Origin of the sequence: Pseudoalteromonas atlantica, assembly GCA_007988745.1 — a bacterium.
Classification (GTDB): domain Bacteria; phylum Pseudomonadota; class Gammaproteobacteria; order Enterobacterales; family Alteromonadaceae; genus Pseudoalteromonas; species Pseudoalteromonas atlantica.
Genome location: BJUT01000001.1, coordinates 228,803 through 255,041, shown reverse-complemented (window position 1 = coordinate 255,041; position 26,239 = coordinate 228,803). Strand labels below are relative to the sequence as shown.

At 41.9% G+C, this 26,239-nt stretch carries 22 protein-coding genes; 13 read left to right on the top strand and 9 right to left on the bottom strand.

The window, feature by feature from the left end:
• Window position 1 precedes the first annotated feature (1 nt).
• The 5 genes from PAT01_RS01100 to PAT01_RS01080 form a co-directional block, all read right to left on the bottom strand.
• On the bottom strand, window positions 2-1,153 hold the full coding sequence (locus PAT01_RS01100) for an enoyl-CoA hydratase/isomerase family protein (RefSeq protein ID WP_138576276.1): 1,152 nt from the start codon (window positions 1,151-1,153) through the stop codon (window positions 2-4).
• Window positions 1,153-1,938 carry an enoyl-CoA hydratase gene (locus PAT01_RS01095; RefSeq protein ID WP_055253520.1) on the bottom strand — a complete coding sequence of 262 codons (786 nt, stop codon included), beginning with the start codon at window positions 1,936-1,938 and terminating at the stop codon, window positions 1,153-1,155. Before PAT01_RS01095 ends, PAT01_RS01100 begins: the two co-directional genes overlap by 1 nt.
• Before the next feature lie 10 nt (window positions 1,939-1,948).
• Window positions 1,949-3,106, bottom strand: a complete 1,158-nt coding sequence (locus PAT01_RS01090; protein WP_138576274.1) for an acyl-CoA dehydrogenase family protein — start codon at window positions 3,104-3,106, stop codon at window positions 1,949-1,951.
• A gap of 141 nt (window positions 3,107-3,247) precedes the next feature.
• Complete coding sequence (locus PAT01_RS01085; RefSeq protein ID WP_154944421.1) at window positions 3,248-4,738, bottom strand: CoA-acylating methylmalonate-semialdehyde dehydrogenase; 1,491 nt, start codon at window positions 4,736-4,738, stop codon at window positions 3,248-3,250.
• A gap of 103 nt (window positions 4,739-4,841) precedes the next feature.
• Window positions 4,842-6,023 (bottom strand): thiolase family protein, encoded by a 1,182-nt coding sequence (locus tag PAT01_RS01080; protein ID WP_138576270.1) that lies wholly within the window; start codon window positions 6,021-6,023, stop codon window positions 4,842-4,844.
• Window positions 6,024-6,353: 330 nt separating this feature from the next.
• Here PAT01_RS01080 and PAT01_RS01075 point away from each other — a divergent pair, with 330 nt between their 5' ends.
• The 9 genes from PAT01_RS01075 (at window position 6,354) to PAT01_RS01035 (ending at window position 15,926) form a co-directional block, all read left to right on the top strand.
• Entirely contained in the window at window positions 6,354-6,788 is a 435-nt protein-coding gene (locus PAT01_RS01075) for a MerR family transcriptional regulator (protein ID WP_154944420.1), read from the top strand.
• Window positions 6,789-6,836: 48 nt separating this feature from the next.
• Window positions 6,837-8,012, top strand: coding sequence for an isovaleryl-CoA dehydrogenase (locus PAT01_RS01070; protein ID WP_138576266.1), 1,176 nt, complete (start codon window positions 6,837-6,839; stop codon window positions 8,010-8,012).
• A 10-nt stretch (window positions 8,013-8,022) separates the two neighbouring features.
• Window positions 8,023-9,627 (top strand): carboxyl transferase domain-containing protein, encoded by a 1,605-nt coding sequence (locus PAT01_RS01065; protein ID WP_154944419.1) that lies wholly within the window; start codon window positions 8,023-8,025, stop codon window positions 9,625-9,627.
• Window positions 9,628-9,640: 13 nt separating this feature from the next.
• Window positions 9,641-10,411, top strand: a complete 771-nt coding sequence (locus PAT01_RS01060; RefSeq protein ID WP_138576264.1) for an enoyl-CoA hydratase/isomerase family protein — start codon at window positions 9,641-9,643, stop codon at window positions 10,409-10,411.
• Window positions 10,412-10,419: 8 nt separating this feature from the next.
• Entirely contained in the window at window positions 10,420-12,411 is a 1,992-nt protein-coding gene (locus PAT01_RS01055) for an acetyl/propionyl/methylcrotonyl-CoA carboxylase subunit alpha (RefSeq protein ID WP_154944418.1), read from the top strand.
• Entirely contained in the window at window positions 12,411-13,313 is a 903-nt protein-coding gene (locus PAT01_RS01050) for a hydroxymethylglutaryl-CoA lyase (protein WP_138576260.1), read from the top strand. The genes PAT01_RS01055 and PAT01_RS01050 overlap by 1 nt, the downstream gene beginning before the upstream one ends.
• A 45-nt stretch (window positions 13,314-13,358) precedes the next feature.
• Window positions 13,359-14,057: a CoA transferase subunit A gene (locus PAT01_RS01045; protein ID WP_138576258.1), complete on the top strand. Its 699-nt coding sequence runs from the start codon at window positions 13,359-13,361 to the stop codon at window positions 14,055-14,057.
• A gap of 15 nt (window positions 14,058-14,072) precedes the next feature.
• Window positions 14,073-14,729 carry a 3-oxoacid CoA-transferase subunit B gene (locus PAT01_RS01040; protein ID WP_004587894.1) on the top strand — a complete coding sequence of 219 codons (657 nt, stop codon included), beginning with the start codon at window positions 14,073-14,075 and terminating at the stop codon, window positions 14,727-14,729.
• 315 nt (window positions 14,730-15,044) lie between these two features.
• Entirely contained in the window at window positions 15,045-15,926 is an 882-nt protein-coding gene (locus PAT01_RS01035; protein ID WP_154944416.1) for a LysR family transcriptional regulator, read from the top strand.
• An 854-nt stretch (window positions 15,927-16,780) separates the two neighbouring features.
• On the opposite strand, the gene PAT01_RS01030 is transcribed toward PAT01_RS01035, so the two are convergent.
• Window positions 16,781-17,536: a substrate-binding periplasmic protein gene (locus PAT01_RS01030; protein WP_138578089.1), complete on the bottom strand. Its 756-nt coding sequence runs from the start codon at window positions 17,534-17,536 to the stop codon at window positions 16,781-16,783.
• Window positions 17,537-17,652: 116 nt separating this feature from the next.
• Window positions 17,653-18,942: a peptide-methionine (S)-S-oxide reductase MsrA gene (gene msrA / locus PAT01_RS01025; protein WP_055253499.1), complete on the bottom strand. Its 1,290-nt coding sequence runs from the start codon at window positions 18,940-18,942 to the stop codon at window positions 17,653-17,655.
• A gap of 196 nt (window positions 18,943-19,138) precedes the next feature.
• Between msrA and pxpB the strand changes: the two genes are divergently transcribed.
• From pxpB to PAT01_RS01005, 4 genes are all read left to right on the top strand, one after another.
• Window positions 19,139-19,798 carry a 5-oxoprolinase subunit PxpB gene (gene pxpB / locus PAT01_RS01020; RefSeq protein WP_096041793.1) on the top strand — a complete coding sequence of 220 codons (660 nt, stop codon included), beginning with the start codon at window positions 19,139-19,141 and terminating at the stop codon, window positions 19,796-19,798.
• A gap of 1 nt (window position 19,799) precedes the next feature.
• On the top strand, window positions 19,800-20,732 hold the full coding sequence (locus tag PAT01_RS01015) for a 5-oxoprolinase subunit C family protein (RefSeq protein ID WP_138578091.1): 933 nt from the start codon (window positions 19,800-19,802) through the stop codon (window positions 20,730-20,732).
• Between the two features lie 438 nt (window positions 20,733-21,170).
• Complete coding sequence (gene asnB / locus PAT01_RS01010; protein ID WP_064385433.1) at window positions 21,171-22,844, top strand: asparagine synthase B; 1,674 nt, start codon at window positions 21,171-21,173, stop codon at window positions 22,842-22,844.
• Window positions 22,828-23,667: a PhzF family phenazine biosynthesis protein gene (locus PAT01_RS01005; protein WP_138578093.1), complete on the top strand. Its 840-nt coding sequence runs from the start codon at window positions 22,828-22,830 to the stop codon at window positions 23,665-23,667. Before asnB ends, PAT01_RS01005 begins: the two co-directional genes overlap by 17 nt.
• A 4-nt stretch (window positions 23,668-23,671) precedes the next feature.
• Here PAT01_RS01005 and egtD read toward each other — a convergent pair whose 3' ends face one another.
• Window positions 23,672-24,646: an L-histidine N(alpha)-methyltransferase gene (egtD, locus tag PAT01_RS01000; protein ID WP_138578095.1), complete on the bottom strand. Its 975-nt coding sequence runs from the start codon at window positions 24,644-24,646 to the stop codon at window positions 23,672-23,674.
• Window positions 24,643-25,917, bottom strand: a complete 1,275-nt coding sequence (gene egtB / locus PAT01_RS00995) for an ergothioneine biosynthesis protein EgtB (protein ID WP_138578097.1) — start codon at window positions 25,915-25,917, stop codon at window positions 24,643-24,645. Before egtB ends, egtD begins: the two co-directional genes overlap by 4 nt.
• Window positions 25,918-26,239 lie beyond the last annotated feature (322 nt).

Genomic DNA, 26,239 nt, shown 5'->3' with positions numbered 1-26,239 from the left:
TTTATGTGTGTGTTGGGGTGTCTAAGCCATTGAGTGGGTGATTTTCGCCAAAACGGTTAGCAAAAAAGCTCTCTATTATGGCTTGTGGTACATCATTCAGTGTTTTGTATTTCCAATTAGGCGCGCCGTCTTTATCTATTAATAGTGCTCTTACGCCTTCTTGAAATTCACCTACTTCGCCAGCGCGTACCGACATACCCAGCTCCATTTTAAAACACGCTAGTAAGCTTTTGCCTTTACTGGCTTTTAGCTGCTCACTTACTAGCGCGCAACTTAGTGGGCAACCATGCTTAAGTGATTTTTGGGCGCGTTGCAGCCATTTATCGTCAGTAGCTAGGCCTAAAATATAATCAACTTGTTCTTGTAGCGTATTAAATTCAGCTAATTTTTGAATGGTTGCTAAGTTAGCTTTAATATTGCCTTTGGGCATACGTTCAGATTGGTTATCTAAATCGGTTAATAATTTAGTCAAACGCTCATGATTTAAACTTGCGGTTTTGCCCCACTTAGCCGCTAAAATTTGCGCTAGCATGGCATCATATATAGTGCTGTCGATAAAGTGATCGGCAAGCGATACAAAGCGTGCATCTTCACAATTAATAGAGGCCGATGTTAACCCTAAAAATAGCCCCACACCTTGTGGCATTTTATGCAAAAAGTAACTACCGCCTACATCTGGGTATAAGCCTATGGTTTGCTCTGGCATAGCAATGCGCGATGTTTCGGTTACTACGCGGTGGCTAGCACCGGCCATTAGGCCTAAACCACCGCCCATAACAATGCCATTACCCCATACTAAAAGTGGTTTTTCGTAGCAATGAATAAGGTAGTCAAGCCGGTACTCTAGGGTAAAAAAGTCTTCCACTAAGCTTGTTGGTTTACCTTGCGCCATTGCATGATGAAGACTCACTACATCGCCACCGGCGCAAAATGCTTTATCCCCTGCGCCTTTTAACAATACCATTGCAATTGCATCATCGCTTTGCCAAGCGCGCAGCTGCGGCTCAAGTAATTTGATCATGTCAAAATTAAGGGCGTTTAATGCTTTAGGTACGTTGAGTGTAATAACCCCAATTAAGCTGCCGTTTGCTGCACTTGCCGTTTCAAATAGCACGGGGTCATCGGCATTATTTAATAACGTTAAATTACTCATTAGCCATTTACCCAATTAGCGCGGCGTTTTTCTAAAAAGGCATTAACGCCCTCTTGTTGATCTTGTGTATCAAACAGCCCTACAAACAATTCACGCTCAAGTGGTAATACACTTGCCATAGGTTGATGTCGCCCTTTTTGAATTAGTGTTTTACATGCAGCTACCGAGCTTGGGCTTTGTTCGCTTACTTGGTTGGCAAGTTTTAACGCCGCTGCAAAGCTTTCCCCTTGTGGGACTACTTCCTCTACTAAGCCAATTTGCAGGGCTTTATCGGCTTTTAAGCGCTCGCCACATAAAATCATGCGTTTTGCCCAGCCTTCACCTACAAGCCATGCTAAATTTTGCGTGCCACCCGCGCACGGTAACAAACCCACTTTTGCTTCAGGTAGCGCCATTTGTGCTTGCTCTTCTGCTATGCGTATATCACACGCAAGCGCTACTTCTAGCCCGCCGCCCATGGCATAACCGTTGATGGCCGCAACCGACACCCCTGTAAAATTAGTCAGTGCTTCAAAGGCTTCACCAAATACACGCGACATATCAGCGGCAACGCCTTTATCGCCACTAGCAAATACGTTTAAATCGGCCCCGGCGCTAAAAAACTTCTCGCCTTCGCCAGTAAGCACTAAGGCATAAATATTTTTATTGTTATTAAGCTCGTTAACTTTGTTTTTTAAATCTATTAAGGTGTCTTTTGTCCAGGTATTAGCTGGTGGGTTAGACATAGTTAAAATAGCAACATGGCCTTCGGTAGTCAGTTCAATACTCGGGTTAGATTGTGACATAACTTGCTCCTTATAAAACGTCGCTTGCAGACTCGGCTAAAATACGGCGCGCTATAATTACACGCATAATTTCGTTAGTACCTTCTAAAATTTGATGAACGCGTACATCACGTACATGGCGCTCAAGCGGGTATTCTTTTATGTAACCGTAACCACCATGTACTTGCAGTGCCTCGTTACACACAGTAAAGCCAACGTCGGTGGCAAAGCGTTTAGCCATGGCGCAATAGGTGGTTTTTTCACTATCGCCGGTATCAAGTTTAAATGCCGCAAGCCTTACCATTTGGCGTGCAGCTACAAGCTCAGTGTTCATATCTGCAATTTTAAATTGCAACGCCTGAAAAGCAGCCAAAGGCTTACCAAATTGAGTACGCTCTTTTAAGTACTCTTTTGCCGTGTTTAGCGCAGCTTGTGCTGTACCAATTGAGCACGTGGCAATATTAATACGCCCGCCATCTAGGCCTTGCATGGCAAATTTAAAGCCTTCGCCCTCTTTACCTAATAAGTTATGCGCCGGAATACGCACATCTTCAAAACTAATTAAGCGTGTTGGTTGTGCGTTCCAACCCATTTTTTCTTCTGCTTTACCGTACTCAACGCCTTGTGCGTCGGCAGGGACTACAAATGCCGAAATACCCGCAGCGCCTTCGCCACCGGTACGTGCCATTACTACTAATACTTCGGTTTCGCCCGCACCCGATATAAACATTTTTGAGCCGTTAATAACGTACTCATCACCCTCAAGTACGGCTTTTGTTTTTAGTGATGCCGCATCTGAGCCTGAGCCAGGCTCAGTTAAACAATAAGAGGCAAGTAGCTCGCCCATTACTAATTGTTCTACGTATGTGTCTTTAACTGCATCTGTACCAAAACTAGCTACCATCCACGTAGCCATATTATGAATAGTTAGCATGGCCGTTGTAGCTGTACAGCCCATCGCAAGCTGCTCAAATATAATGCTTGAATCTAAACGTGATAAACCAAGGCCGCCGGCTTCCTCTGGCGTGTATAAACCGCAAAAGCCAAGCTCGCCCGCCGCTTTAATCGTATCTTTAGGAAAAATATGCTCGCGATCCCACTTTGCTGCATGTGGAGCAAGTTCTGATTCTGCAAATTGGCGTGCAGTTTCTGCAAAGGCTTGTTGATCTTCTGATAAGTTAAAGTCCATGGTAGACCTCTTTAATTGTGTTGTTAGTGTGTCCCATTAGGGTAAATGAGTGAAGAGCGGCAAAGGCTGATGTGTGTGTTCTAGTTGCTTGTCAGCGGGTTTAGCCTTTGCGCCCTTCTTTATTATTATTTTTGAGTGTGTTTATTTTAAATTAATGCTCATGTTTGGACCTGAAGCGATGTCGTCTTCAAACCAACGTGAGGTAATGGTTTTAGTTTCTGTGTAAAAACGTATACCTTGCTTACCATAAGTGTGTGTATCGCCGTAAAACGAGCCTTTCCAGCCCGTAAACGAGAAAAACGGCAGCGGCACCGGAATAGGCACATTAATACCCACTTGGCCTACTTCAATTTCATTTTGAAATTTACGAGCCGCAGCGCCACTTGAGGTAAATAACGAGGTACCGTTGCCGTACGGGCTTTCGTTAATAAGGGCAATTGCCTCATCAAGCGTATCTACAAACATACAGGCAAGCACAGGGCCAAAGATTTCTTCTTTGTATAAGTCCATTTCTTTTGTAACGTCGGTAAATAATGTTGGGCCAACCCAGTTACCTTGTTCAAAGCCCTCTACTGTGTAGTTTGAACCATCAATTAAACAGGTGGCGCCTTGCTCCTTACCGCTTGCTATAAGCGATAAAATACGCTCTTTTGCTGGTTTTGATGTTTGTGGGCCGTAGGCTGCGTTTTTGTCATCCCACACGCCTGGGCGTACGTTTTCAAAGCCAGCTTTTATTTCATCTACCCACTCACTTGCTTGCCCTACAAACACAGCCACCGAAATACCCATACAACGCTGGCCTGCTGCACCAACCGATGCGCCAACTAGGTTATTTACCACGTGTGATTTACTCGCATCTGGCATAATAACCATGTGATTTTTAGCACCCACACACGCTTGTACGCGCTTAAGGTTTTGTGTGCCTTTAGAATAAATGTATGCACCTACACCACACGAGCCCACAAACGAAATTGCACGTACGGCTTTGTCTTCTAATAAGCGGTCTACTTGCGGTTTTGTACCATGAACCACTTGTAATACGCCTTTTGGTGCGCCGGCTTCAATAAATAGCTCAGCTAAACGCATTGGTGTGAGTGGGTCTTGCTCAGAGGGTTTTAAAATAAAGGTGTTACCACATACAATAGCTAGCGGAAACATCCAAAGTGGGATCATCGCCGGAAAGTTAAACGGCGTAATGCCTGCACATACGCCAAGGGGCTGCATGTAAGAATAGGTATCGATTTTACGGGCAACATTTTCCATTGTTTCGCCCATCATTAGTGATGGTGCGTTAGCTGCTTGTTCTACTACTTCAATACCGCGCCATACATCGCCTTTTGCATCTTCAAACGTTTTACCTAGTTCGTGGCAAATAATGGTCGCAAGCTCATCGTGGTGCTCTTTTAACAGCGCCGCGTATTTCATCATAATGCGGGCACGCTCGGTAATGGGCACATCTTTCCATGTTTTAAATGTTTCTGAGGCCGAGGCAATAGCTGCATCCATTTCTGAGTCGGTAGTACATGGAACTTGCGCAAGTACTTCTTGGTTTGCTGGGTTAATTACATCAATAAGCTCGTTTGAAGCCGACTGAACAAATTCGCCATTTATAAGTAGTGGAACTTGGTGCATAGGTAAATCCTGTTGTTAGTGTGTTCTTTTAAAAAATGGCACCGTTTTGTTATTAGTATGAGTACGGTGCATTTTAGTTGCTGTTAGTTAATTAACTTTTTTGTTAGTAAGCCTCTACAGCCATTGCTACAGCTTCGCCGCCACCAATACATAAAGACGCAATTCCTTTTTTAAGGCCACGGTTTTTAAGTGCGTGAATAAGCGTGACTAAAATTCTCGCGCCGCTGGCACCAATTGGGTGGCCAAGTGCACACGCCCCACCGTTTACGTTTACTTTGCTCTCATCAAGTGTTAATTCGTTAATAGCAAGCATGGTAACCATGGCAAAGGCTTCGTTAATTTCCCACAGGTCAACATCAGCAGTTGTCCAGCCTGCTTTTTCAAGCACACTGTTCATAGCGCCCACAGGTGCTACAGTAAATTCGCTTGGTTTTTGAGAGTGCGTGCTGTGCGCTACAATTTTACAAAGCGGTGTTAAGCCTTGCTCTTTAGCTTTTGATTCGCTCATTAATATAAGCGCTGCGCCACCATCAGAAATTGACGATGAATTAGCCGCAGTGATGGTGCCGTCTTTTTTAAAGGCAGCACGCAGGCTTGGTATTTTTTCTGGGCGGGCATTACCGGGTTGCTCATCAACCGATACGGTTACATCGCCTTTGCGAGTTTTTATGGTGTGCGGCGCAATTTCGTTTTCAAAGCTGCCGTTTTCAATTGCCGCATTAGCTTTACTTAAAGAGCTAAGTGCAAACTCATCCATTTGCTCACGGCCAATGCCGTACTCATCGGCAGTATCTTGTGCAAAACAGCCCATTGCTTTGTTATCGTAAGCATCTTCTAGGCCATCGCTCATCATATGATCTTTAATTTCGCCGTGGCCCATACGCATACCGCCACGTGCTTTAGGTATAAAATACGGTGCGTTACTCATGCTTTCCATGCCACCAGCAATTGCACTGCTAATTGAGCCCGCTTTAATTAAGTCGTTAGCGAGCATGGCGGCTTTTAAACCAGAGCCACATACTTTATTAATGGTGGTAGCACCCGTGCCCAGAGCAAGGCCTGCTTTTAACATTGCTTGGCGTGCTGGCGCTTGGCCAAGGCCCGCCGGCAATACACAGCCCATAATTACTTCATCTATTGCATCATTTGCTAAACCAGTTTGTGCAAGCGCACTTGCAATGGCGGTTGCGCCAAGCTCGGTAGATTGTGCATCGGTCAATGCGCCCATAAACCCGCCCATTGGCGTACGCTTTGCTGCTACAATTACCACTGATTCTAAAGTCATAATTAACTCCGTTGTATTTATATGCAAATAGTTGTTAGAATATTTGCTCTATTAATTTAGTATTCATTTATTGTTTAACACCCTTACACAATACTAACGTTTACGCTAACGTCAACTAAAAAGCGTTTAATTTTTAGTTTTAAAAGTGTAAGCATTATTTTCCAGTAACGGCGAAGTGAACAATTAATAAAAATAAACTATTGAATATTAATAATATAATTTAACATTTCACATCAACACTCCTTTATAAATAGTTTCATACCACACCAAGCTTTACCTTTACGTAAACTTCACTTATATTGGAGTTATTCGAATGAGGTAAACACAACTATGAAACCAAATAACCAAACAAACTTTGCAAGTTCTGCAAAAGCGCCAAGCAGTAACGATCAAACCTTTAGTATTAGCGATTTAGCTAAAGAGTTTGATATTACCACCCGCTCTATTCGTTTTTACGAAGACCAAGGTTTAGTAAGCCCAGAGCGCAATGGCCAAACCCGTATTTATTCAAAACGCGACAAAGTTCGCTTAAAACTAATACTGCGTGGCAAACGCTTAGGCTTTACATTGGCTGAAACAGGCCGTTTGTTTGAACTGTACGACGCTGATAAATCTAGCGCTAAACAGCTGGTGACTATGCTCGATTTAATAGCAGAGAAAAAAGCCGACCTTTCTCAGCAAATGGACGACATAAAAGTTGTGCTTATGGAACTAGTGACAGCGGAGCGCCGCTGCAGAGACACACTCAATAAAATAGACGAGTAGCCTATTTTAATAATAAAAACACACTGACAACACACACAGGAATGAATCATGAGCACTATTTCACTTTATAAAGAGATGAACTTTGGCCTTGGCGAAACCGCCGATATGATCCGCGACCACGTAAATAGCTTTGCAAGCCAAGAGATTGCACCACTGGCTGAACAAACCGATATGGACAACGCGTTTCCTAATCAGCTTTGGCCGCAAATGGGCGAAATGGGTGTACTAGGCATGACCGTTTCTGAAGACTTTGGCGGTGCAGGCTTAGGTTACTTAGAGCATGTAATAGCCATGGAAGAAATTAGCCGTGCGAGTGCATCAATTGGATTAAGCTATGGTGCGCATTCAAACTTGTGTGTAAATCAAATTAACCGTAACGGTAATCAAGCACAAAAAGAAAAATACTTACCAAAGCTTATTAGCGGCGAACACATTGGTGCCCTTGCCATGAGCGAACCAAATGCAGGCTCTGACGTGGTATCAATGAAACTTAAAGCTGAAAAAAAAGGCGATAAGTACATTTTAAATGGCAATAAAATGTGGATCACCAACGGCCCCGATGCACACACATTTGTTATTTATGCAAAAACAGATTTAGAAGCCGGCGCTAAAGGCATTAGCGCATTTATTGTTGAAAAAGACTTCCCTGGTTTTTCTACCGCGCAAAAGCTAGACAAGCTTGGTATGCGTGGCTCAAACACGTGTGAACTGGTGTTTGAAAACTGCGAAGTACCCGAAGAGAACATTTTAGGTAACCTAAACGAAGGCGTTAAGGTACTAATGAGCGGCCTAGATTACGAACGTGTAGTACTTGCTGCAGGCCCCCTTGGCATAATGCAAGCCTGTATGGATATTGTTGTACCGTACATTCATGAACGTAAACAGTTCGACACCCCTATTGGCCAATTTCAGTTAATTCAAGGCAAAGTAGCCGACATGTATACACAAATGAACGCAGCGCGCTCATACGTTTATACCGTTGCAAAAGCGTGTGACCGCGGCGAAACCACCCGTAAAGATGCCGCCGGCGCCATTTTATATGCAGCTGAGCTTGCCACTAAAATGGCGCTCGATGCCATTCAAATTTTAGGGGGTAACGGCTACATAAACGAATACGCCACAGGGCGCTTACTGCGTGATGCCAAACTATACGAAATTGGTGCTGGTACATCAGAAATACGCCGCATGCTTATTGGCCGCGAACTCTTTACCGAAAGCCGTTAAGGATTAAATTATGACGATATTAAAATCGAGCGTTAATCCTCACGATCCTACTTTTGTGCAAAATCACAAAAACATGGCAGCTTTGGTTGATGATTTACATAGTAAAGTAGCCACCATAAGCTTAGGCGGCGCTGCGTTAAAAGAGCGCCACGAAGGCCGAGGTAAGTTATTTGTACGCGACCGTATTAGCACTTTATTAGATGAAGGCTCACCGTTTTTAGAAATTTCGCAATTTGCAGCCTTTGGTGTGTACGAACAAGAAATTGCCTGTGCGGGTGTAGTTGCTGGTATTGGCCGTGTTAAAGGCATTGAATGCATGATCATTGCAAACGATGCCACGGTAAAAGGCGGTACGTACTTTCCGCTTACCGTTAAAAAGCATTTACGCGCGCAAGATATAGCCGAGCGCTGTCACTTACCGTGTATTTATTTGGTTGATTCGGGCGGTGCCAACCTGCCCGAGCAAGACGATGTATTCCCTGATAAATTACATTTTGGGCGTATTTTTTATAACCAAGCCCGTATGTCGGGTAAAGGTATTCCTCAAATTGCTGTGGTAATGGGGTTATGTACCGCAGGCGGCGCATACGTACCCGCTATGGCCGATGAAAGCATAATAGTAAAAGAGCAAGGCACTATATTTTTAGCAGGCCCGCCACTTGTAAAAGCAGCGACCGGTGAAGTAGTCAGCGCCGAAGAATTAGGCGGCGCCGATGTACATTGTAAAACATCGGGTGTGGCTGACCACTTTGCAGAAAATGACGAGCATGCGCTGTCTATTGCCCGCCAATGTATTGAGCGTATTAATTACACGCGCCCTACAGCCCCTCTTTTAGAGGATGTAAAACCGCCACGTTACGATATAAACGAGCTTTACGGCATTGTAGGCACCGACCTTAAAAAGCCGTTTGATGTGCGTGAAGTTATTGCCCGTACGGTTGATGATTCATCGTTTGATGAATTTAAACGCTACTTTGGTGAAACGCTGGTCACAGGTTTTGCCAGCATTTACGGTAACCCTGTAGGCATAGTAGCTAATAACGGCATTTTATTTAGTGAGTCGGCGCAAAAAGGCGCGCACTTTATTCAACTATGTGCACAGCGCAATATTCCTTTAGTGTTTTTGCAAAATATAACCGGCTTTATGGTAGGTAAAAAATACGAAGCGGAGGGCATAGCAAAGCACGGCGCTAAAATGGTGATGGCAGTTTCGTGTGCCGATGTACCTAAATTTACGGTGCTAATTGGTGGCTCTTACGGCGCGGGTAACTATGGTATGTGTGGCCGCGCATTTGAACCTACCATGATGTGGATGTGGCCCAATGCCCGTATTTCGGTAATGGGCGGCGAGCAAGCCGCCGGTGTAATGGCTCAAGTTAAGCAAGATGGCTTAGCACGTAAAGGCCATAGCATGAGCGAGCAAGAAGTTAGCGATTTTAAAAAGCCAATAATTGATCAGTACGAAGAGCAAGGTCATCCGTATTACGCAAGCGCCCGCTTGTGGGACGACGGCATTATTGACCCTGCCGATACCCGTAACGTATTAGGCCTTGCCTTAAGTGCAGCTAAAAATGCACCACAGCAAGACTCTAAGTTTGGCGTATTTAGAATGTAACCGGAGCGCAAAAATGTCAGTAACACTACAAATAACAAAATCTAATGTGGCTGTACTTGTTTTAAGCCGAGTTGAAAAACGTAACGCATTTAATAGTGAAGTGATACACGAGCTAATTCAGTGCATAGAGCATGCAAATACACTCGATATTCGCGCTTTGGTTTTAAAAACTGAAGGCAAGCACTTTTCTGCCGGTGCCGATTTAGCCTGGATGAAATCAATGGCTGATAACAACTACGCCGATAACCTTGCCGACTCTATGCAGCTCGCTAAATTAATGCAGGTACTAGCCGCCTCTCCTCATCCTACTATATGTGCTGTACAAGGCGCTGCATTTGGTGGCGCTCTGGGCTTAATTGCATGTTGCGATATTGCCCTAAGTAAAGACGATGCGCAGTTTTGTTTAAGCGAAGTAAAGCTAGGGCTTATTCCTGCGGTAATTAGCCCGTATGTAATTAAAGCCATTGGTGAGCGTGCTGCGCGCCGCTACTTTTTAACTGCCGAGGTGTTTGATGCCCACACAGCAAAACAACTTGGTTTGGTTCATCAGGTGACCGGTAATTTAGACTGTGCCCTTGATAACATGCTGCAAACATTAATCGATAACGGCCCAGTCGCTGTAAAAGCCGCTAAATCATTAATTAACGATGTAGCAAATAAGCCTATTAATGATGATCTTATTGAACTCACGGCCGAACGTATTGCAAATATTCGGGTATCGGACGAAGGCCAAGAAGGACTAAGCGCCTTTTTTAATAAACGCCCTCCCGCTTGGCAACTGTAGGACTAATTATGAACACACACACATTAAAAAAGATACTCATTGCCAACCGTGGTGAAATTGCATGCCGTATAATGCGAAGTGCAAAACAAATGGGCCTAACAACGGTGGCTGTTTACTCTGACGCCGACAAACACGCACAACATGTAAAAATGGCTGATGAGGCCTACCACATTGGCCCTGCACCAAGTAAAGACTCATACCTTGTAACAGATAAAATTTTACAGGTTGCAAAAACAAGCGGCGCCGATTGTATACACCCTGGGTACGGTTTTTTATCTGAAAACAGTGAGTTTGCTAAAGCCTGTGAAGCTAACAACATTGCGTTTATTGGCCCACTTGCAAGCAGCATAGAAGCCATGGGCTCTAAAACCCGCGCCAAAGAAATTATGGCCGCGGCAAATGTACCATTAGTGCCAGGCTATTACGGTGAAAACCAAGATCCTGCTTTTTTACAATCTGAGGCTGAAAAAATTGGCTACCCCGTGCTCATTAAAGCGGCCTTTGGCGGCGGCGGTAAAGGCATGCGCGTTGTTGAGCAAGCCAAAGACTTTATAACTGCACTTGAGGGCGCACAGCGTGAAGCAATTGCGGGCTTTGGTAACGACTTAGTGCTGCTTGAGCGCTATGTTAACCAGCCTCGCCATGTTGAAGTACAAGTTTTTGCCGATAACCACGGTAATTGTGTTTATTTAGGGGATCGTGATTGCTCATTACAGCGTCGTCATCAAAAAGTAATTGAAGAAGCCCCAGCGCCGGGTTTGTCTGATGAACTGCGTAAAGAAATGGGTGAAGCCGCAGTACGCTGTGCCCTTGCAATAAACTACAGAGGTGCAGGTACGGTTGAGTTTTTACTGTGTGGCGATGAGTTTTTCTTTATGGAAATGAACACGCGACTACAAGTAGAGCACCCTGTAACCGAAATGGTAACCGGCGTAGATTTAGTCAATTGGCAAATTAATATTGCCGCTGGGCAAACACTGCCGTTAACGCAATCAGACATACAACTCCAAGGCCACAGCTTTGAAGCGCGTATTTACGCAGAAGATCCAAGTAACGATTTCATTCCCTGCTCGGGCACTATTGAATCGTTAAATACTCCGCTTAACAGTGAGTTTGTACGAATAGATACAGGTATTGCACAAGGCGATGAAATAAGCCCGTATTACGACCCTATGATTGCAAAGCTTATAGTACATGATGATAACCGAGAGCAAGCATTATCGCGTTTACGCCAAGCACTTGAGCAATTTCACTTAGCGGGTTTTAGCACTAATATTGGCTTTTTACACAACTTAGCAAGCCACCCTACATTTGCTCAAGGTGCGCCAAGCACCCACTTTATTGCCGAGCAAGGCGATGCATTGGTAAGTGTTGATAGCGCCGCGCTTGAAAAAGCACAACTAATTGCAGCCTTTGCTTACCTTGAATCGCTTGGTGCTAAAAAAGCAACTCAGCAAAGCGCAAGCCCGTGGCAGCAACTCAGTGGTTTTACACTTAACGCACCACAGAAAGTGGATGTACCATTTACAGACTTAGCTATAAGCGCCGTTAAAACTAAAACGGGTTATGTTGTAACGCATAATGATAAGTCGTTCGATATAGCAGGCTCTGTAAACCAAAACGTATGTAATGTGTTTATTAATGGGGAAAAATTTACCGCCCATGTTAGCCACTTTGATAATAGTATTAGCGTGATGTTTGCTGCGCTGCAAATTAAGCTTGCTTTAAACACTAAACATTATATTAGTAGCCATGAGAGCGACGCCCTGCCCCTTGCGGCACCACTTAATGGCACTGTGGTTAAGCATTTAGTTGATGTAGGCAGCACCATTACCAAAGGCGATGCCGTAGTGATTATTGAAGCCATGAAAATGGAATACACGCTTAATGCACCTCACGATGGTATTTTACAAAGCTACTGCTTTGATGAAGGCGAATTAGTTTCGCACGGCGATTTATTAGCAATTGTAGAAGACACCACGGCGCAGGAGGCATCGTGATGGCAGCTTTTCCAACTGAAGTTAAAATTGTTGAAGTAGGCGCGCGTGATGGCCTACAAAACGAAAAATCAGTCACTGCATCTGATAAAATTTCATTAATAAATGCACTTAGTGACGCGGGCTTAAAAAATATTGAAGCTGGTGCTTTTGTATCGCCTAAATGGGTGCCACAAATGGCCGATTCAGCCGAGGTGATAACAGCGCTTAATTTACCCCATGTAAATTTAAGTGCGCTTACACCCAACTTAAAAGGCGCCCAAGCGGCCCATGCCGTTGGCATAAAAGAATTTGCCATATTTACCGCGGCAAGCGAATCGTTCTGTCAAAAAAATATAAATTGCAGTATTGATGAGAGTATTGAGCGTTTTAGCGACGTTATGGCATTTGCAAAAGCCAATAACATACGTGTACGCGGTTATGTCAGTTGTGTACTCGGTTGCCCTTATGAGGGAGAAATAGACCCCCATAAAGTACTTAGCGTTTCGCAGAAGCTTTTAGATTTAGGCTGCTACGAAATAAGCCTTGGCGATACCATAGGTGTTGGCACTGCAAATAAAGTTACCCAGCTTTTAACACTTTTGCTTGAGCATATTGATAAATCAAAACTGGCGGTGCATTTTCATGATACCTACGGGCAAGCGCTCACAAATATTTACGCAGCGTTAAGCTTAGGTATAGCAACGGTTGATGCCGCTGTTGCAGGCCTTGGCGGCTGCCCTTATGCCAAAGGGGCGTCAGGAAATGTTGCCACCGAAGATGTGGTTTACTTACTCAATGGGCTTGGCATAGAGCATGGAATTGATTTACAAAGGTTAAGTAGCGCTGGTTGGAAAATTACACAAGCACTTGGCAAAACGCCTGTAAGCAAAGTTTCAATTGCATTAGGCAACACACAAAAATAATAGCTTAACTTGCCAAATGGCAGTTAACACAATGAGGAGAGTCTCATGGCCGGTTTTGATAAAGTGGTTTCTAGTTACGAAGCTGCAATGGCAGGGTTAAAAGACGGCGATACCGTTATTGCTGGCGGCTTTGGCTTATGCGGTATTCCTGAGGGCTTAATTAAACAAATTAAGGCAATGAACACCAAAGAGCTAACCGTGGTTTCTAACAACTGTGGTGTAGATGACTTTGGATTAGGAATTTTACTTAAAGATAAACAAATTAAAAAAGTAATTGCCTCATACGTGGGTGAAAACGCCCTATTTGAGCAGCAATTACTAAGCGGTGAAATAGATGTAGAGCTTACCCCGCAAGGCACCTTGGCTGAAAAAATGCGTGCGGGCGGTGCAGGTATTCCTGCATTTTATACCGCTACAGGTTACGGTACGCCCGTTGCAGAGGGTAAAGATGTAAAAGAATTTGACGGTCGCCCTTATATTTTAGAAGAGTCGATCACCGGTGAGTTTGCCATTGTAAAAGCGTGGAAAGCCGACCGATACGGTAATTTAGTATTTAGGTACACTGCCATGAACTTTAACCCAATGGCCGCAACAGCAGGTAAGATTACCGTTGCCGAAGTAGAAGAAATAGTAGAGCCCGGTGAACTTGAGCCAAGCCAAATTCATACCCCAGGCATTTTTGTAAATCGCGTTATTAAAGGCGACTTTGAAAAACGCATTGAACGTGTAACAACACGAGATTAAGCAGGAGCATAGGTTATGGCATTATCACGTGAACAAGTTGCAATGCGCGTTGCACAGGAACTACAAGACGGCTTTTACGTTAATTTGGGCATAGGAATTCCGACACTCGTCGCAAACTATGTACCTGATGGTATTGAAGTTATGTTACAGTCAGAAAATGGGCTTTTAGGTATGGGTCCCTACCCAACAAAAGCCGAGCTAGACGCAGATATGATAAACGCGGGTAAAGAAACCGTGACAGCTGCCACAGGTGCAGCCATATTTAATAGTGCAGATAGTTTTGCCATGATACGGGGTGGTCATGTAGACTTAACCGTTCTGGGTGCATTTGAAGTAGACCAAAGCGGCAACATTGCCTCGTGGATGATCCCCAAAAAGCTGATAAAAGGCATGGGGGGCGCAATGGATTTAGTCGCTGGGGCAAAGAATATTATTGTTACTATGACCCATGCCAGTAAGCATGGTGATTCTAAATTATTAGAGTCGTGCACATTACCGCTAACGGGCGTTAATTGCGTTAAAAAAATAGTAACAGATTTGGCCGTACTTGAAGTTAAAGACGGCGCATTTCATTTACTCGAGCGCGCTCCGGGCGTATCGGTTGATGAAATAATTAGTAAAACAGCAGGTAAATTACTTGTTGACGGTGAAGTACCAGAAATGGTTTTTTAACGCTTTACCATGTACCGACCTCATTCCCAGTGCCAATGGCGCTGAGTTACCCAAAATCCCTCGCAAGAGGGATTTTTTTTGCCTGCCATAAACTTTTTTTCAGTTTTAATACAGTTGTAGTAAATATTATCTATAATACAAATAGCTTTTAATGTAAGCGCTTAGATTATTTGCACTAATTTGTGGATTGTCTGCACCTTTTTTGTGAACTAGTGCTATATTTAAAATTAAACTATTGATATTATTATATTAAATTATTGGTTCGATTATTGCCTATTAAAGGCGTCTTAAATTAATTAAACAATTCTGGAAAACATGCAAACTCCTATTCGAGGCCTCCGCTCTTTTTGCTTTGCAGCAAAAAGCCTAAGTTTTAAACATGCAGCTAAAGAGCTGTACTTAACGCCCTCTGCGGTAAGCCATCAGATAAAACAACTTGAAGAACAACTGGGCATTGAACTCTTTCAACGCCAAACCCGATCCATTAGTTTAACGGCTGCGGGTAAAAACTTTTTTGATGCCATTTCGCCTATTATCTATACGCTTGAAAACACCATCAACGAATTCAGTCAATTGCAGCAAAACACTAATATAACCATTACGCTGCCTGAATTTTTTGCCAGTGAACTACTTATGCCTAAATTAAGTGAGTGGACATCTGAGCACCCTAATATAAATTTACAAATGGATACGCTCAAAACCCGTAAAGAGCTAACCCGTCACAGTGATTTATCGATTGTTTTATCCTCAAGTAAACCCACTGAGGGCCTTACTACAGAGCTATTTAATCTTGAATATATACCGGCGTGTAACGAAAAACTGTTAAAACAGTGGAAAGACGATCACTGCCAAGCATTAAACCAAGTACCATTAATCCTTCACAAAGCAAGGCTGTGGGCATGGCACCAATGGGCTGAAAAAGCAGGTATAGATGACTTTTCGCCTACGCAAATTATACAAATTGATAGTATGTTTGGGGTCGCTCGTGCAGCGCAACAGGGCATTGGCATTTCACTTATACCGCTGCCTATTAGCCAAAGCTGGTTTGATGAAAAATGGCTTTATAAATTATTTCAACAGCCCCTTACCACCAAAGATAAATACTATTTAGTACAGCATGAAGCTAATTCGCCAAATCCCGCGCTAGATTTATTTGCTAAATGGGTTGTATCTACATTTAGCAACATTCAAGGTTAGTGTTACCTTAGTAAATACAATTTACATTTTGGTTTAATAACGCCAATTTTAATGTGTGCAGCACGTAGCAAGTGCTAAAGCTGCACGCAGTAAACTGTAAAGCTCCTTCTTTTTTACTTTCTTGCAGCTTAACAACACCGTTTAGTGATTTATTATTAATTAAATATTTTTATTTAATCATTCGTTTTTGCCCCGCAAGCTAACCTATAAAAATTTATCTTTTTAAATCAATAAAATAACACAACACGTTAGACTAAAGTCTATAGCTTAATTTTTTTCACTTATTGGTTTTATTTTTATCGTTTGTCTGACTTTTACGATTATTCTAAAGTTAACCCATCGCAAGCAAACAGCTAAACGTTTTTATTAATTAGACTTTATTTACTGTTTTGCACCAAATAAATGCAACCTTTTTAGATGTGATAGCTCTAACAAGGTAAGAAAAGAATCTTATATTGTGTGTGTAAGATGTTGTCAGTGTGAAAAGGCAGTTCAAGTCAGGTGGTGACTTGGTTTGAACTGTTTTTTATTCCACCAGCAGCACGCAGCAATAACTAAATTAGCTACTTTGTAGCAAACCAAATCTTATATTGTGTGTGTAAGATGTTGTCAGTGTGAAAAAGCAGTTCAAGTTAGGTGGTGACTTGGTTTGGACTGTTTTTTATTCCACCAGCAGTACGCAGCAATAACGTAATTAGCTACTATGTAGCAAACCAAATCTTATATTGTGTGTGTAAGATGTTGTCAGTGTGAAAAGCGGTTCATGTGAGGTGGTGACCTTATATGGGCCGTTTTTGTTTTATAAACACGATTACCTGCCCCACCGTTTTATGCCAATTCGCTTAAATTTAGTATTATTCAACTATAAAGTTATGTTTTTGTTTAAGCTCTTCAATGGTATTTTCATTGTCTTTTAAAAATACATTAAACTTTTTAACGAGCTGTGGGTGTTTAATGCTCGATAACATAAACGCTTGGTGATCAACAGGCAACTGATGCTGAAAAAACACAGGGACGGGAGTATCAAAAAATTCTTCTATATTGTATTTAAGTACATCGTGTGAAATATATATACAATCAACTCGCTCTTTATGCAGCAAATAAATCATCTCAATAACGTTATCATTTTCGAGTACTTGCAAGCCTGGCATTGAGGTTAACTTTTCAAGCCCTTGCAATGTAAAGCCACGCACTTTTGCAAGTGATTTACAATCTTCAAGTTTAATATTGTCTTTTAAGCTCGCTATCCCTGTATGTGTAACTAATGAAGGCACAGAATAATTAATATCTTGTTGATGCTGATTTTTATAACTTACTTGCCAATTAGGGTTGTCGGGGTATTTAAAGTCAACATGGTGATGCTCTATAAACTCTTTATAAAGGCGCGGAATAGGCAAAGTGTAAAATTCAAATTTAATATTTTGTTGTTTTGCAAATAGTTCCAGTAACTCTTTACTAAAACCAAAATAATCACGCTTATTAGTGCCACTGCCATCGTAATAAGGCAGGTATTCTATATTCTCTACCCCTATTACATATTTTTCGGCTGGCTGTGCTAATACAGGGCTTATAGTTATAAGCCCTGATACAAGTGCTAACGTGTTAATCAATTTGATAGTAAAATGCCGTTTATATCGTTTGGATTATTAATTTATATAACATAATCACAGTTAATTAAAGTTTAGATTTATTAAATATAAAAGAGCGAATTAATCGCTCTTATAAATTAGCTTTTGTCACGAGGTATAAACTCTAACACAGTAGCATTAATACAGTATCTATCTGTGCCTCTTGGTCCCTCACCTTTAAATAAATGCCCTAAATGTATACCTGTGCTTTTTGATTTAAGCTCAATTCGAGTCATCCCCCAGCTGGTATCTTTATGCTTAGTAACACTATTTTTAACCGGATGTTTAAACGACAGCCACCCCGTGCCCGAATTAAATCTATCGCGGGTATCAAATAATGGCTCACCACTTAATTTATCAACAAATACGCCGTCGGGAGTGTTTTTAAATTCTTTATACTCTTTACAGTAAGGTCTGTCGGTGCGCTCATTAAATGCGACTTCGTAGGCATCACTATCGCCTAGCTTAAAGGCGCCAAGCGCTTTGTAAAATTCAGCGGGGCTTGCATAGCCTTGACGCGCGTACACCTCTTTTCCATTTTCTAAAAACAAAATGGTGGGGGTTGCCCAAGTTGCCGATTTTATAGTTAGGCCATTAAGCTCATCGGCGTGACGAAATGTCAGTGGGATTGAACCTTTGTAATTGTTAGCGACTGTTTTTTTAAATTTTTCACAGTAAGGGCAGTATTCGCGCGAATCAAGTACCACAATCTGCTTGCCCGTGAGTAAAACACTATTGTCTACATCTGCTTTTTTAGTTTTATTAAATACCACACCCGTGGCGTGATCTGGGCAATAGCCATTTGGGTTCTTTTGTAAATAATTTTGATGGTACTCCTCAGCAGATACAAACCCCTCAAGCGGTTTTATTACTGTTTTAATTGCCCCATAACCGGCTTCACTTAATAACGGCTGATACTCGGCTTTAACTTGCTCTGCAAGCTGCGCTTGCTCTTTAGTGGTAGTAAGAATAATTGATCGATACTGCGTGCCAATATCATTACCTTGGCGATTCGATTGTGTAGGATCATGGCTTTCAAAGTAATTTTGTAATAGCGCTTTAGAAGAAATGATATTGCTGTTGTACATCACTTGCACTACTTCAGCGTAGTTGTTTTCGTCAAACCGACGAGATTGGTCGGTGATATTTTTATAGGTTGCTTTAAAGCCGTGCCCGTCTGCATAGCCTGACTCTGCATCAATAACCCCTTCTAGTGCTTCGTAGCGCTTTTCGGCTCCCCAAAAACAGCCAGAGCCTAACACAATGGTTTTTATATGCATTGTGGCCTCTACGTTGCTGTGCTCTATTTTTTCGGTTGATAAAGCAAAGCAGCCGGCGCTAAATGTAATAGCGGCGCCTAATAAATAAACTGAGCGAGAAAATGTCATAAATACCTCTTAATACCTACGTGTTTTAATTAAGACCCAACATCCCTTGTTTTAATTTCAGTAAATAAATACGTGCTAAATTTGAATACAGTTTGAGTCTGCATTTCTTTTTCGTTTATTTTTCTTATGGCTAGGTACTGAATAAATTGACAAAACTATGTTAGCTTTGTTGCACGTTGTATAAAAAGATTAAATTATGACTGCATTTTTACAGGTATTTACTTTAACAAATAACAGTTTGCTATTAGATGCCACACAGCATAAACAAAACAATGTGTTAGACACTCAAAAAAAAATTTGGGCACTCACTAAGCGGCTAAAGCAAAGTAACGAATTTATTGATTTAGTCCCAGGCATGAACTCTTTAACGCTTTATTTAAAATCGGCAAGTAATTTAAAAAAATGGCAAAACGCGTTGCCTGATTTATGGGACAAAGTACAAGCAACAACATTTAAAGGCACTCACCATAAAATACACACTACTTATGATGGAGAAGATTTAGATTTTGTTGCCAAACAAACTAATTTAACACCCCAGCAAATTATTCAAATACATAGCCAAGCCACTTACCACGTTTTATTTTTAGGGTTTCAGCCCGGGTTTGCTTACCTACATGGGTTAGATTCACGCTTGCATATCCCACGCAGAGACACGCCGCGTACTAAAGTACCTAAAGGTGCCATTGCTTTAGGCGCAGAGCAAACTGCCATTTACCCAGCAGAAACACCTGGCGGTTGGCATATAATTGGCCACACAAACACGCCCCTTTTTGATAGCACACACTCAGATCCTTGCTTATTTAAACCTGGCGACACGCTATCGTTCGTTTCAATAAACACAATGCAAGGAGCATAAAGTGATAAAAGTTCTTAAACCTGGTGTACAACTTACAATTCAAGATGGCGGGCGCTGCGGTTATCGTCATTTAGGTGTAAGCCAAGCGGGTTGTTTAGACCCTTACGCACAAATAATTGCCAATAAATTAGTGGGTAACAAAGATAATGAAGCTGTGCTCGAAGTTACGTTAGGCCTTTGCGAGTTACAGTTTGAAACCGATACTGTTATTGCCCTACAAGGTGCTGATTTAAACGCTGCGCTTGATGAAACACCCTTGTACCCTGGCTGGAGTTACCAAGTAAGAGCCAAACAAACTTTAAGCTTTGATACTGGCCGCGCTGGTTTGCGTGCCTATGTAGCCGTACAAGGTGGCATTGATGTTAAAGATATCATGGGCTCAAAATCAACCGATTTAAACGCGCTCTTTGGCGGTTTAGCAGGTAAAGCACTTAGCGAGGGCGACATGATTCCTATTAAAACATCGCCCGTGCCAATAACGCGCTTTATACAGCGTGGCGCTATTACTCCGCCTAAACTAAAGGTGATTAGGGTATATGCAAGCCCACATGCGCATCTATTAGGTGATACGCTACTTAAACAGTTTTTTTCAACGGCGTTTAAAGTAAGCCATAACAGCAACAGAATGGGCCTTAGGCTAACAAACGAAAGTCCCCTAACTCATAGTCACTCACTTGCCTCTCTTGGTACAGGCCCAGGCTCTATTCAATTACCGCCCAGTGGTGAGCCTATTGTATTACTTAACGATGCACAAACAACCGGTGGCTACCCATTACTTGGCACGGTAATAGAGGCTGATTTACATCAATTTGCGCAATTTAGATCCGGTGACTCAATTGAATTTAAGCAAGTAACCCATGAGCAGGCTAGCTTAGCAAAACAAAAGCTTAAAGGTCACTTACATCAGCTCAGCTTGGCGCTTAAATACAGTTAACTCTAAGGTGAGATATAAACCTATTACAAGGAGCTAATAAAAGTACAAGCGGCGCTCTACTTAACTTGCAATAGGTAGGCTTAGATTGGTTAATTAAGCGCATAAAATTAAAACACGCTAACGCAAAAAATTATAATAAGGCAATTTAAGCTCTGCTTTAATTTTCGCACACACTTGGTGCATTTGTGCAGTGTGCTTTTTTGCAAACACTGCACTGAATGCCTTACTAACGCCACTTTACACACCAAAAGTGTTGTAAATATAGCCACACCTGCGCGCAGCGCACCACTTTGGTGCGCGCACTTTTCAGTTGGTGCATAAATTATTCTTAATTAATTGTAAAAGCAGTGTGACTTGAGTAATTATTTCTGATAAAACAAGGTTTCGCAGCACAGCAAAGTTGCCCTGCTGCACACATAATAGGAATGAGGAGTTACTATGTGTTCAATTTTTGGTGTATTAGATATTAAATCTAACGCCACTCAGTTGCGTACCCAAGCAATTGAAATGTCAAAACTACTAAGGCACCGTGGCCCAGATTGGTCTGGTGTGTATTCATCTGAAAAAGCGATTTTAGTGCATGAACGCTTAGCCATTGTTGGTGTTTCAAGCGGCGCACAACCATTATATAACCCTGAAAAAACAAATATTTTAGCGGTTAACGGCGAAATTTATAACCACAAAGAGCTGGCAGCAGAGCTAGAGGTAGATTTTGAATTTCAGACTCAATCAGACTGTGAAGTTATTTTAGCGTTATACAAACAAAAAGGGCCTGAATTTTTAGATGACTTAAATGGTATTTTTGCATTTTGTTTATACGATGAAGAAAACGATGCGTACTTAATTGGCCGCGATCACATCGGTATTATTCCGCTTTATACTGGCCACGATGAGCATGGTAATTTTTATGTTGCCTCAGAGCTTAAAGCGCTTTCGCCAATTTGTAAGCACATTGAAGAGTTTCCACCAGGGCACTACCTATACAGCAAAAATGGTGAACTAACGCCTTATTATAAGCGCGATTGGGAAACCTTTGATGCAGTAAAAGATAACAGTGCACAAGCGCAAGACGTAAAAGAAGCGCTAGAAAGCGCTGTAAAACGCCAGCTAATGTGTGATGTACCGTATGGCGTATTGCTATCGGGCGGTTTAGACTCGTCGGTTATTTCGGCTATTACGCAACGTTTTGCTGCTAAACGTATTGAAGATAACGATGAAAGCGACGCATGGTGGCCTAAGCTGCATTCATTTTCTGTTGGGCTTGAGGGTTCACCTGATTTAGCCGCTGCGCAAAAAGTAGCGGATATGATTGGCACAGTACATCACCCTATTCACTTTACCATTCAAGAAGGTATTGATGCGCTTCGTGAGGTTATTTACCACATTGAAACGTACGATGTAACCACCATCCGTGCTTCAACGCCAATGTATTTAATGGCGCGCCAAATTAAAGCTATGGGTATTAAAATGGTATTATCGGGCGAAGGCGCTGATGAACTATTTGGTGGCTATTTATACTTCCATAAAGCGCCAAACGCACAAGAGTTTCATGAAGAGCTAAACCGTAAAGTGTCAAAGCTGCATATGTTTGACTGTTTACGTGCCAATAAGTCAATGGCTGCATGGGGCGTAGAAGCGCGCGTACCGTTTCTTGATAAAGAGTTTGTTGATGTGGCTATGCGTATCAACCCTGAAGCAAAAATGTGTAAAGATGACAAAATTGAAAAGCACATTTTACGCGAAGGCTTCGATGGCTACCTGCCTGAAGAAGTACTGTGGCGTCAAAAAGAGCAATTCTCAGACGGTGTTGGCTACAGCTGGATAGACACGTTAAAAGAGTTTGTAAACGAGCAAGTAAGCGACCAAGAGCTTGCTAACGCTAAGTTTAAGTACCCTATTAACACGCCTGATTCTAAAGAAGCGTATTACTATCGCTCTATTTTTGAATCACACTTCCCAGGTGATGCATCCGCTAAATGTGTACCACATGGTAAGTCGGTTGCGTGTTCAACCCCTGAAGCACTTGCATGGGATGCATCATTTCAAAATAATGCTGATCCTTCAGGCCGTGCAGCTGGCGTTCACAACGACGCGTATGCAAGCAAAGGCTAAACGCACCCTTTTATCGCAACGTAGGCTAAAACAGCCTAGGTTGCGATATATAAAGCACCTTTATTCAGTTCCTGTATTTTCTAGTTCACAGCATAACTTAGCCGGTTCAAGTGCGTTAATTGTTATTTATACGCAAGGGTTAAGTACGCGTGTAATGCAAAAAATTGCATCAAACTCGCAGCACCCTGCTAGCGTTTTTTTAAATGAAAATGAAATTTCTCACCGTGTATGTAACATTCGCTGGTTTAACCAAACATCAGAAATTAAGCGCTGCGGCCATGGTACCCTTGCTGCTGCAAAATGTTTATTAGCACACTTTGGTTTTTGCCCTTCACACTTTATTTCAAACGATAAAGAACGGTTTAAAATCAAGCGAGCTACAGGCCGGGTACAACTTCAGCTAGCGGCTATTAATTCTAAAAAGAGTGATGAGGTTAACAGCCTTAGTGATGTGTTTTCGCACTCTATAAAAGCAACTTACTCAACAGCTTATAAAAATGGCTATACCGTTGTACTGTTTAAAAACATGGCTGATTTAAAGCATTTACAGGTTAATTTTACACATTTAGTAAATGTGCATAACAATGCGGTAATTGCATTGCAAATACATAGTATTAATAAAAACAACGCAAGTGCGTATTTTAGGTATTTTGCGCCGCAATTTGGGGTAAATGAAGATACTGCTACAGGCTCTGCCGTGTCGGTTATTGCGCCACTTATTTTTAGACTACATGGTTTAAATAAAGTAACACTTATGCAGCAGTCACCAAAAGGAGCGCTGCTAAACTATACGTTTAGCAGCAATCAGGTAGTTGTAAGTTAAGCTATTACATTGGCCTTAGTAGGCAAAGTGCAAAGTAGCTTTTCTCGTCTTGCCATGTTTGTTCAAGCGATAAATTAGCTTGAGCAGCAAGATTTTTAAACGACTCAAGCGTATATTTGTGCGAGTTTTCAGTGTGAATACTCTCTCCCGCTACAAAGTCTATTTGCTTATCGTTAATAACCACGCTTTGATTACACTTGCTCACTAAATGCATTTCAATGCGGCTGTGCACTTCGTTAAATCGCGATTCGTGTTTAAAATTATCTAAAATAAACGTGCCATTTAATTCGTTATTTATACGCTGGAGCAAGTTTTTATTAAAGGCGGCGGTAATGCCGGCTTTGTCATCGTAAGCATCAAGTAACACTTGTCGCTCTTTTACTAAATCAATACCTATTAATACATAGCCATCAACACCACATAAACGGTGGAAATTATTCATTATTTCAATGGCTTTTACTGGCGCAAAGTTACCCAGTGTAGAGCCTGGAAAATAAACTAAATTTGTTTGGCTGTCTAAGGCGGTGTCTTTTGTTAACTGCTTAACCATTTGGCTATGGGTAAAATCACCTAGCAATGGCGTAATGGCCAGCTCCGGAAATAACGGTGATAAATGCGCTAACGAGTAATTAAGCATCTCTGATGATATTTCAAAAGGAACAAAGGTTTTTACATTGCTCATATGGGCGAGTAAATACGCGACCTTTTTACCCGAGCCACAGCCAGGCTCAATAATTGATAGGTTCTCGGGCAGTTTATTAGCGATAGCTTTTGAGTAATCTTCTAATATGGCAAGTTCAGTACGGGTAACATAGTACTCTTGCAATGAGGTTATTTGCTCGAATAAAGCCGCCCCTTTATCATCGTAAAAATACTTACACGGCAGCGACTTTTGCTGTTGAGCAAGTCCATGTAATACATCATTTAAAAAGTCTAGATCGGTTATTGATTGCTGATTAATTGCTGTTACTTGGCTCATAGTATGTCCTTTGCTAGTCTAATGCCGCTGCACATCCACGCTTGGTGCGGATAAAAAAAGTTACGGTAGGTCTGTCTTAAATGATCTTTTGGGGTAAACACGCATCCGCCACGCAAAACCATTTGGTTATTCATAAATTTACCATTGTATTCCCCTGCGGCTCCGCTAAAGGGTTTAAAGCCTGGGTAAGGTAAATAGGCGCTATTAGTCCACTGCCAACATGTATCGCTTAACTGCGAGATATCATCTGGGTTTTTACATACACTTGGCGTAAGCAAATCATTTTGCTGTTGCTTAAGTGCTTGCTGCTGCGCTACATACTCCCATTCAAACTCAGTAGGTAGACGCGCATTTACAAAATTAGCATAGGCTGCCGCTTCAAAATAACTTACATGGCTCACTGGCGCATCTAAACTTAAAGGCTGCAGTCCGTAGAGGGTAAATTCAAACCACTGCCCGTCAATATACTGCCAATATAAAGGGTGACTAAGTTGCTCGGTGTTTATATTAGTCCAGCCATCACTTAACCAAAATGAAGGGTTTTTATACCCGCCCGCCTCTATAAATTGTAAGTACTCTCTGTTAGTCACTAATCGATTAGCAAAACTAAACGCATGGATAAGGGCCTGATGTTTAGGTTGTTCGTTATCGTACGAAAAGCCGTTTTTAGCATCAGCCCCTATATTGGTTATGCTTTGGCTAAATTCGGTATATTTTAAAGTGCCTAACGAATCACTCACCTTTATTAAGTTATTTGGGGTTTGGCTGTAGGCAGGAAAGCTTGGATTAACCGAAAAATTATATTTAATATCCATTAGCATGAGCTCTTGATGTTGCTGCTCATGATTCAGCCCAAGTTCTATAATATTGCACAGTGTTTGGTTAGTGCCTAATTGAAGCAGCTCGTTTAGCGCATTATCAACATAGGCTCTGTAGCGCAACACCACCTCTAAACTGGGGCGAGATAAACATCCTCTATTAGCACGCTTAAACTGCTCACCTATGCCGTTATAGTAGGAGTTAAAAAGCACCTTAAATTGTTCATCAAAGAGCGTGTAGTTAGGCAAATACTTAGCAAGTAAAAATGTTTCAAAAAACCACGTGGTGTGAGCTAAGTGCCATTTCATTGGGCTTGCATCATCCATTGCTTGTAGTTGGCAATCTTCTGCGCTGAGGTTTTTTATAAGTGTAAGACTATGTTGGCGAATTGACTGAAATTGAGCATGTATTTTTTCAGTACTGTGCGCTTCATTCGTTTTCGTGTTTAGCATATTAAAGTTAGTCCTTTTCACTCTTTGCGATTAAATAAAGCCTACCCCAGATTTTACCTTTATGCATGTTACATAATGATTAAATCGAACCCTCTACCCATTTAAAACGTAGACTAATGTATTAACGACTAAACGAGTTTGGTGGCGCTGCTTTAATTTTAGTTTAATAACAAACTAATTTTTAACACTCACTGAATTAACAATAGCTTATCTTTTTAGTGATAAATAGCTTTTAGCGCTAAGTAATCAGGCATATATAACCAAATAGTTTTACATTTACGATTTAACTCATACACTATTAAGGGTATGATCAGCGATTAAT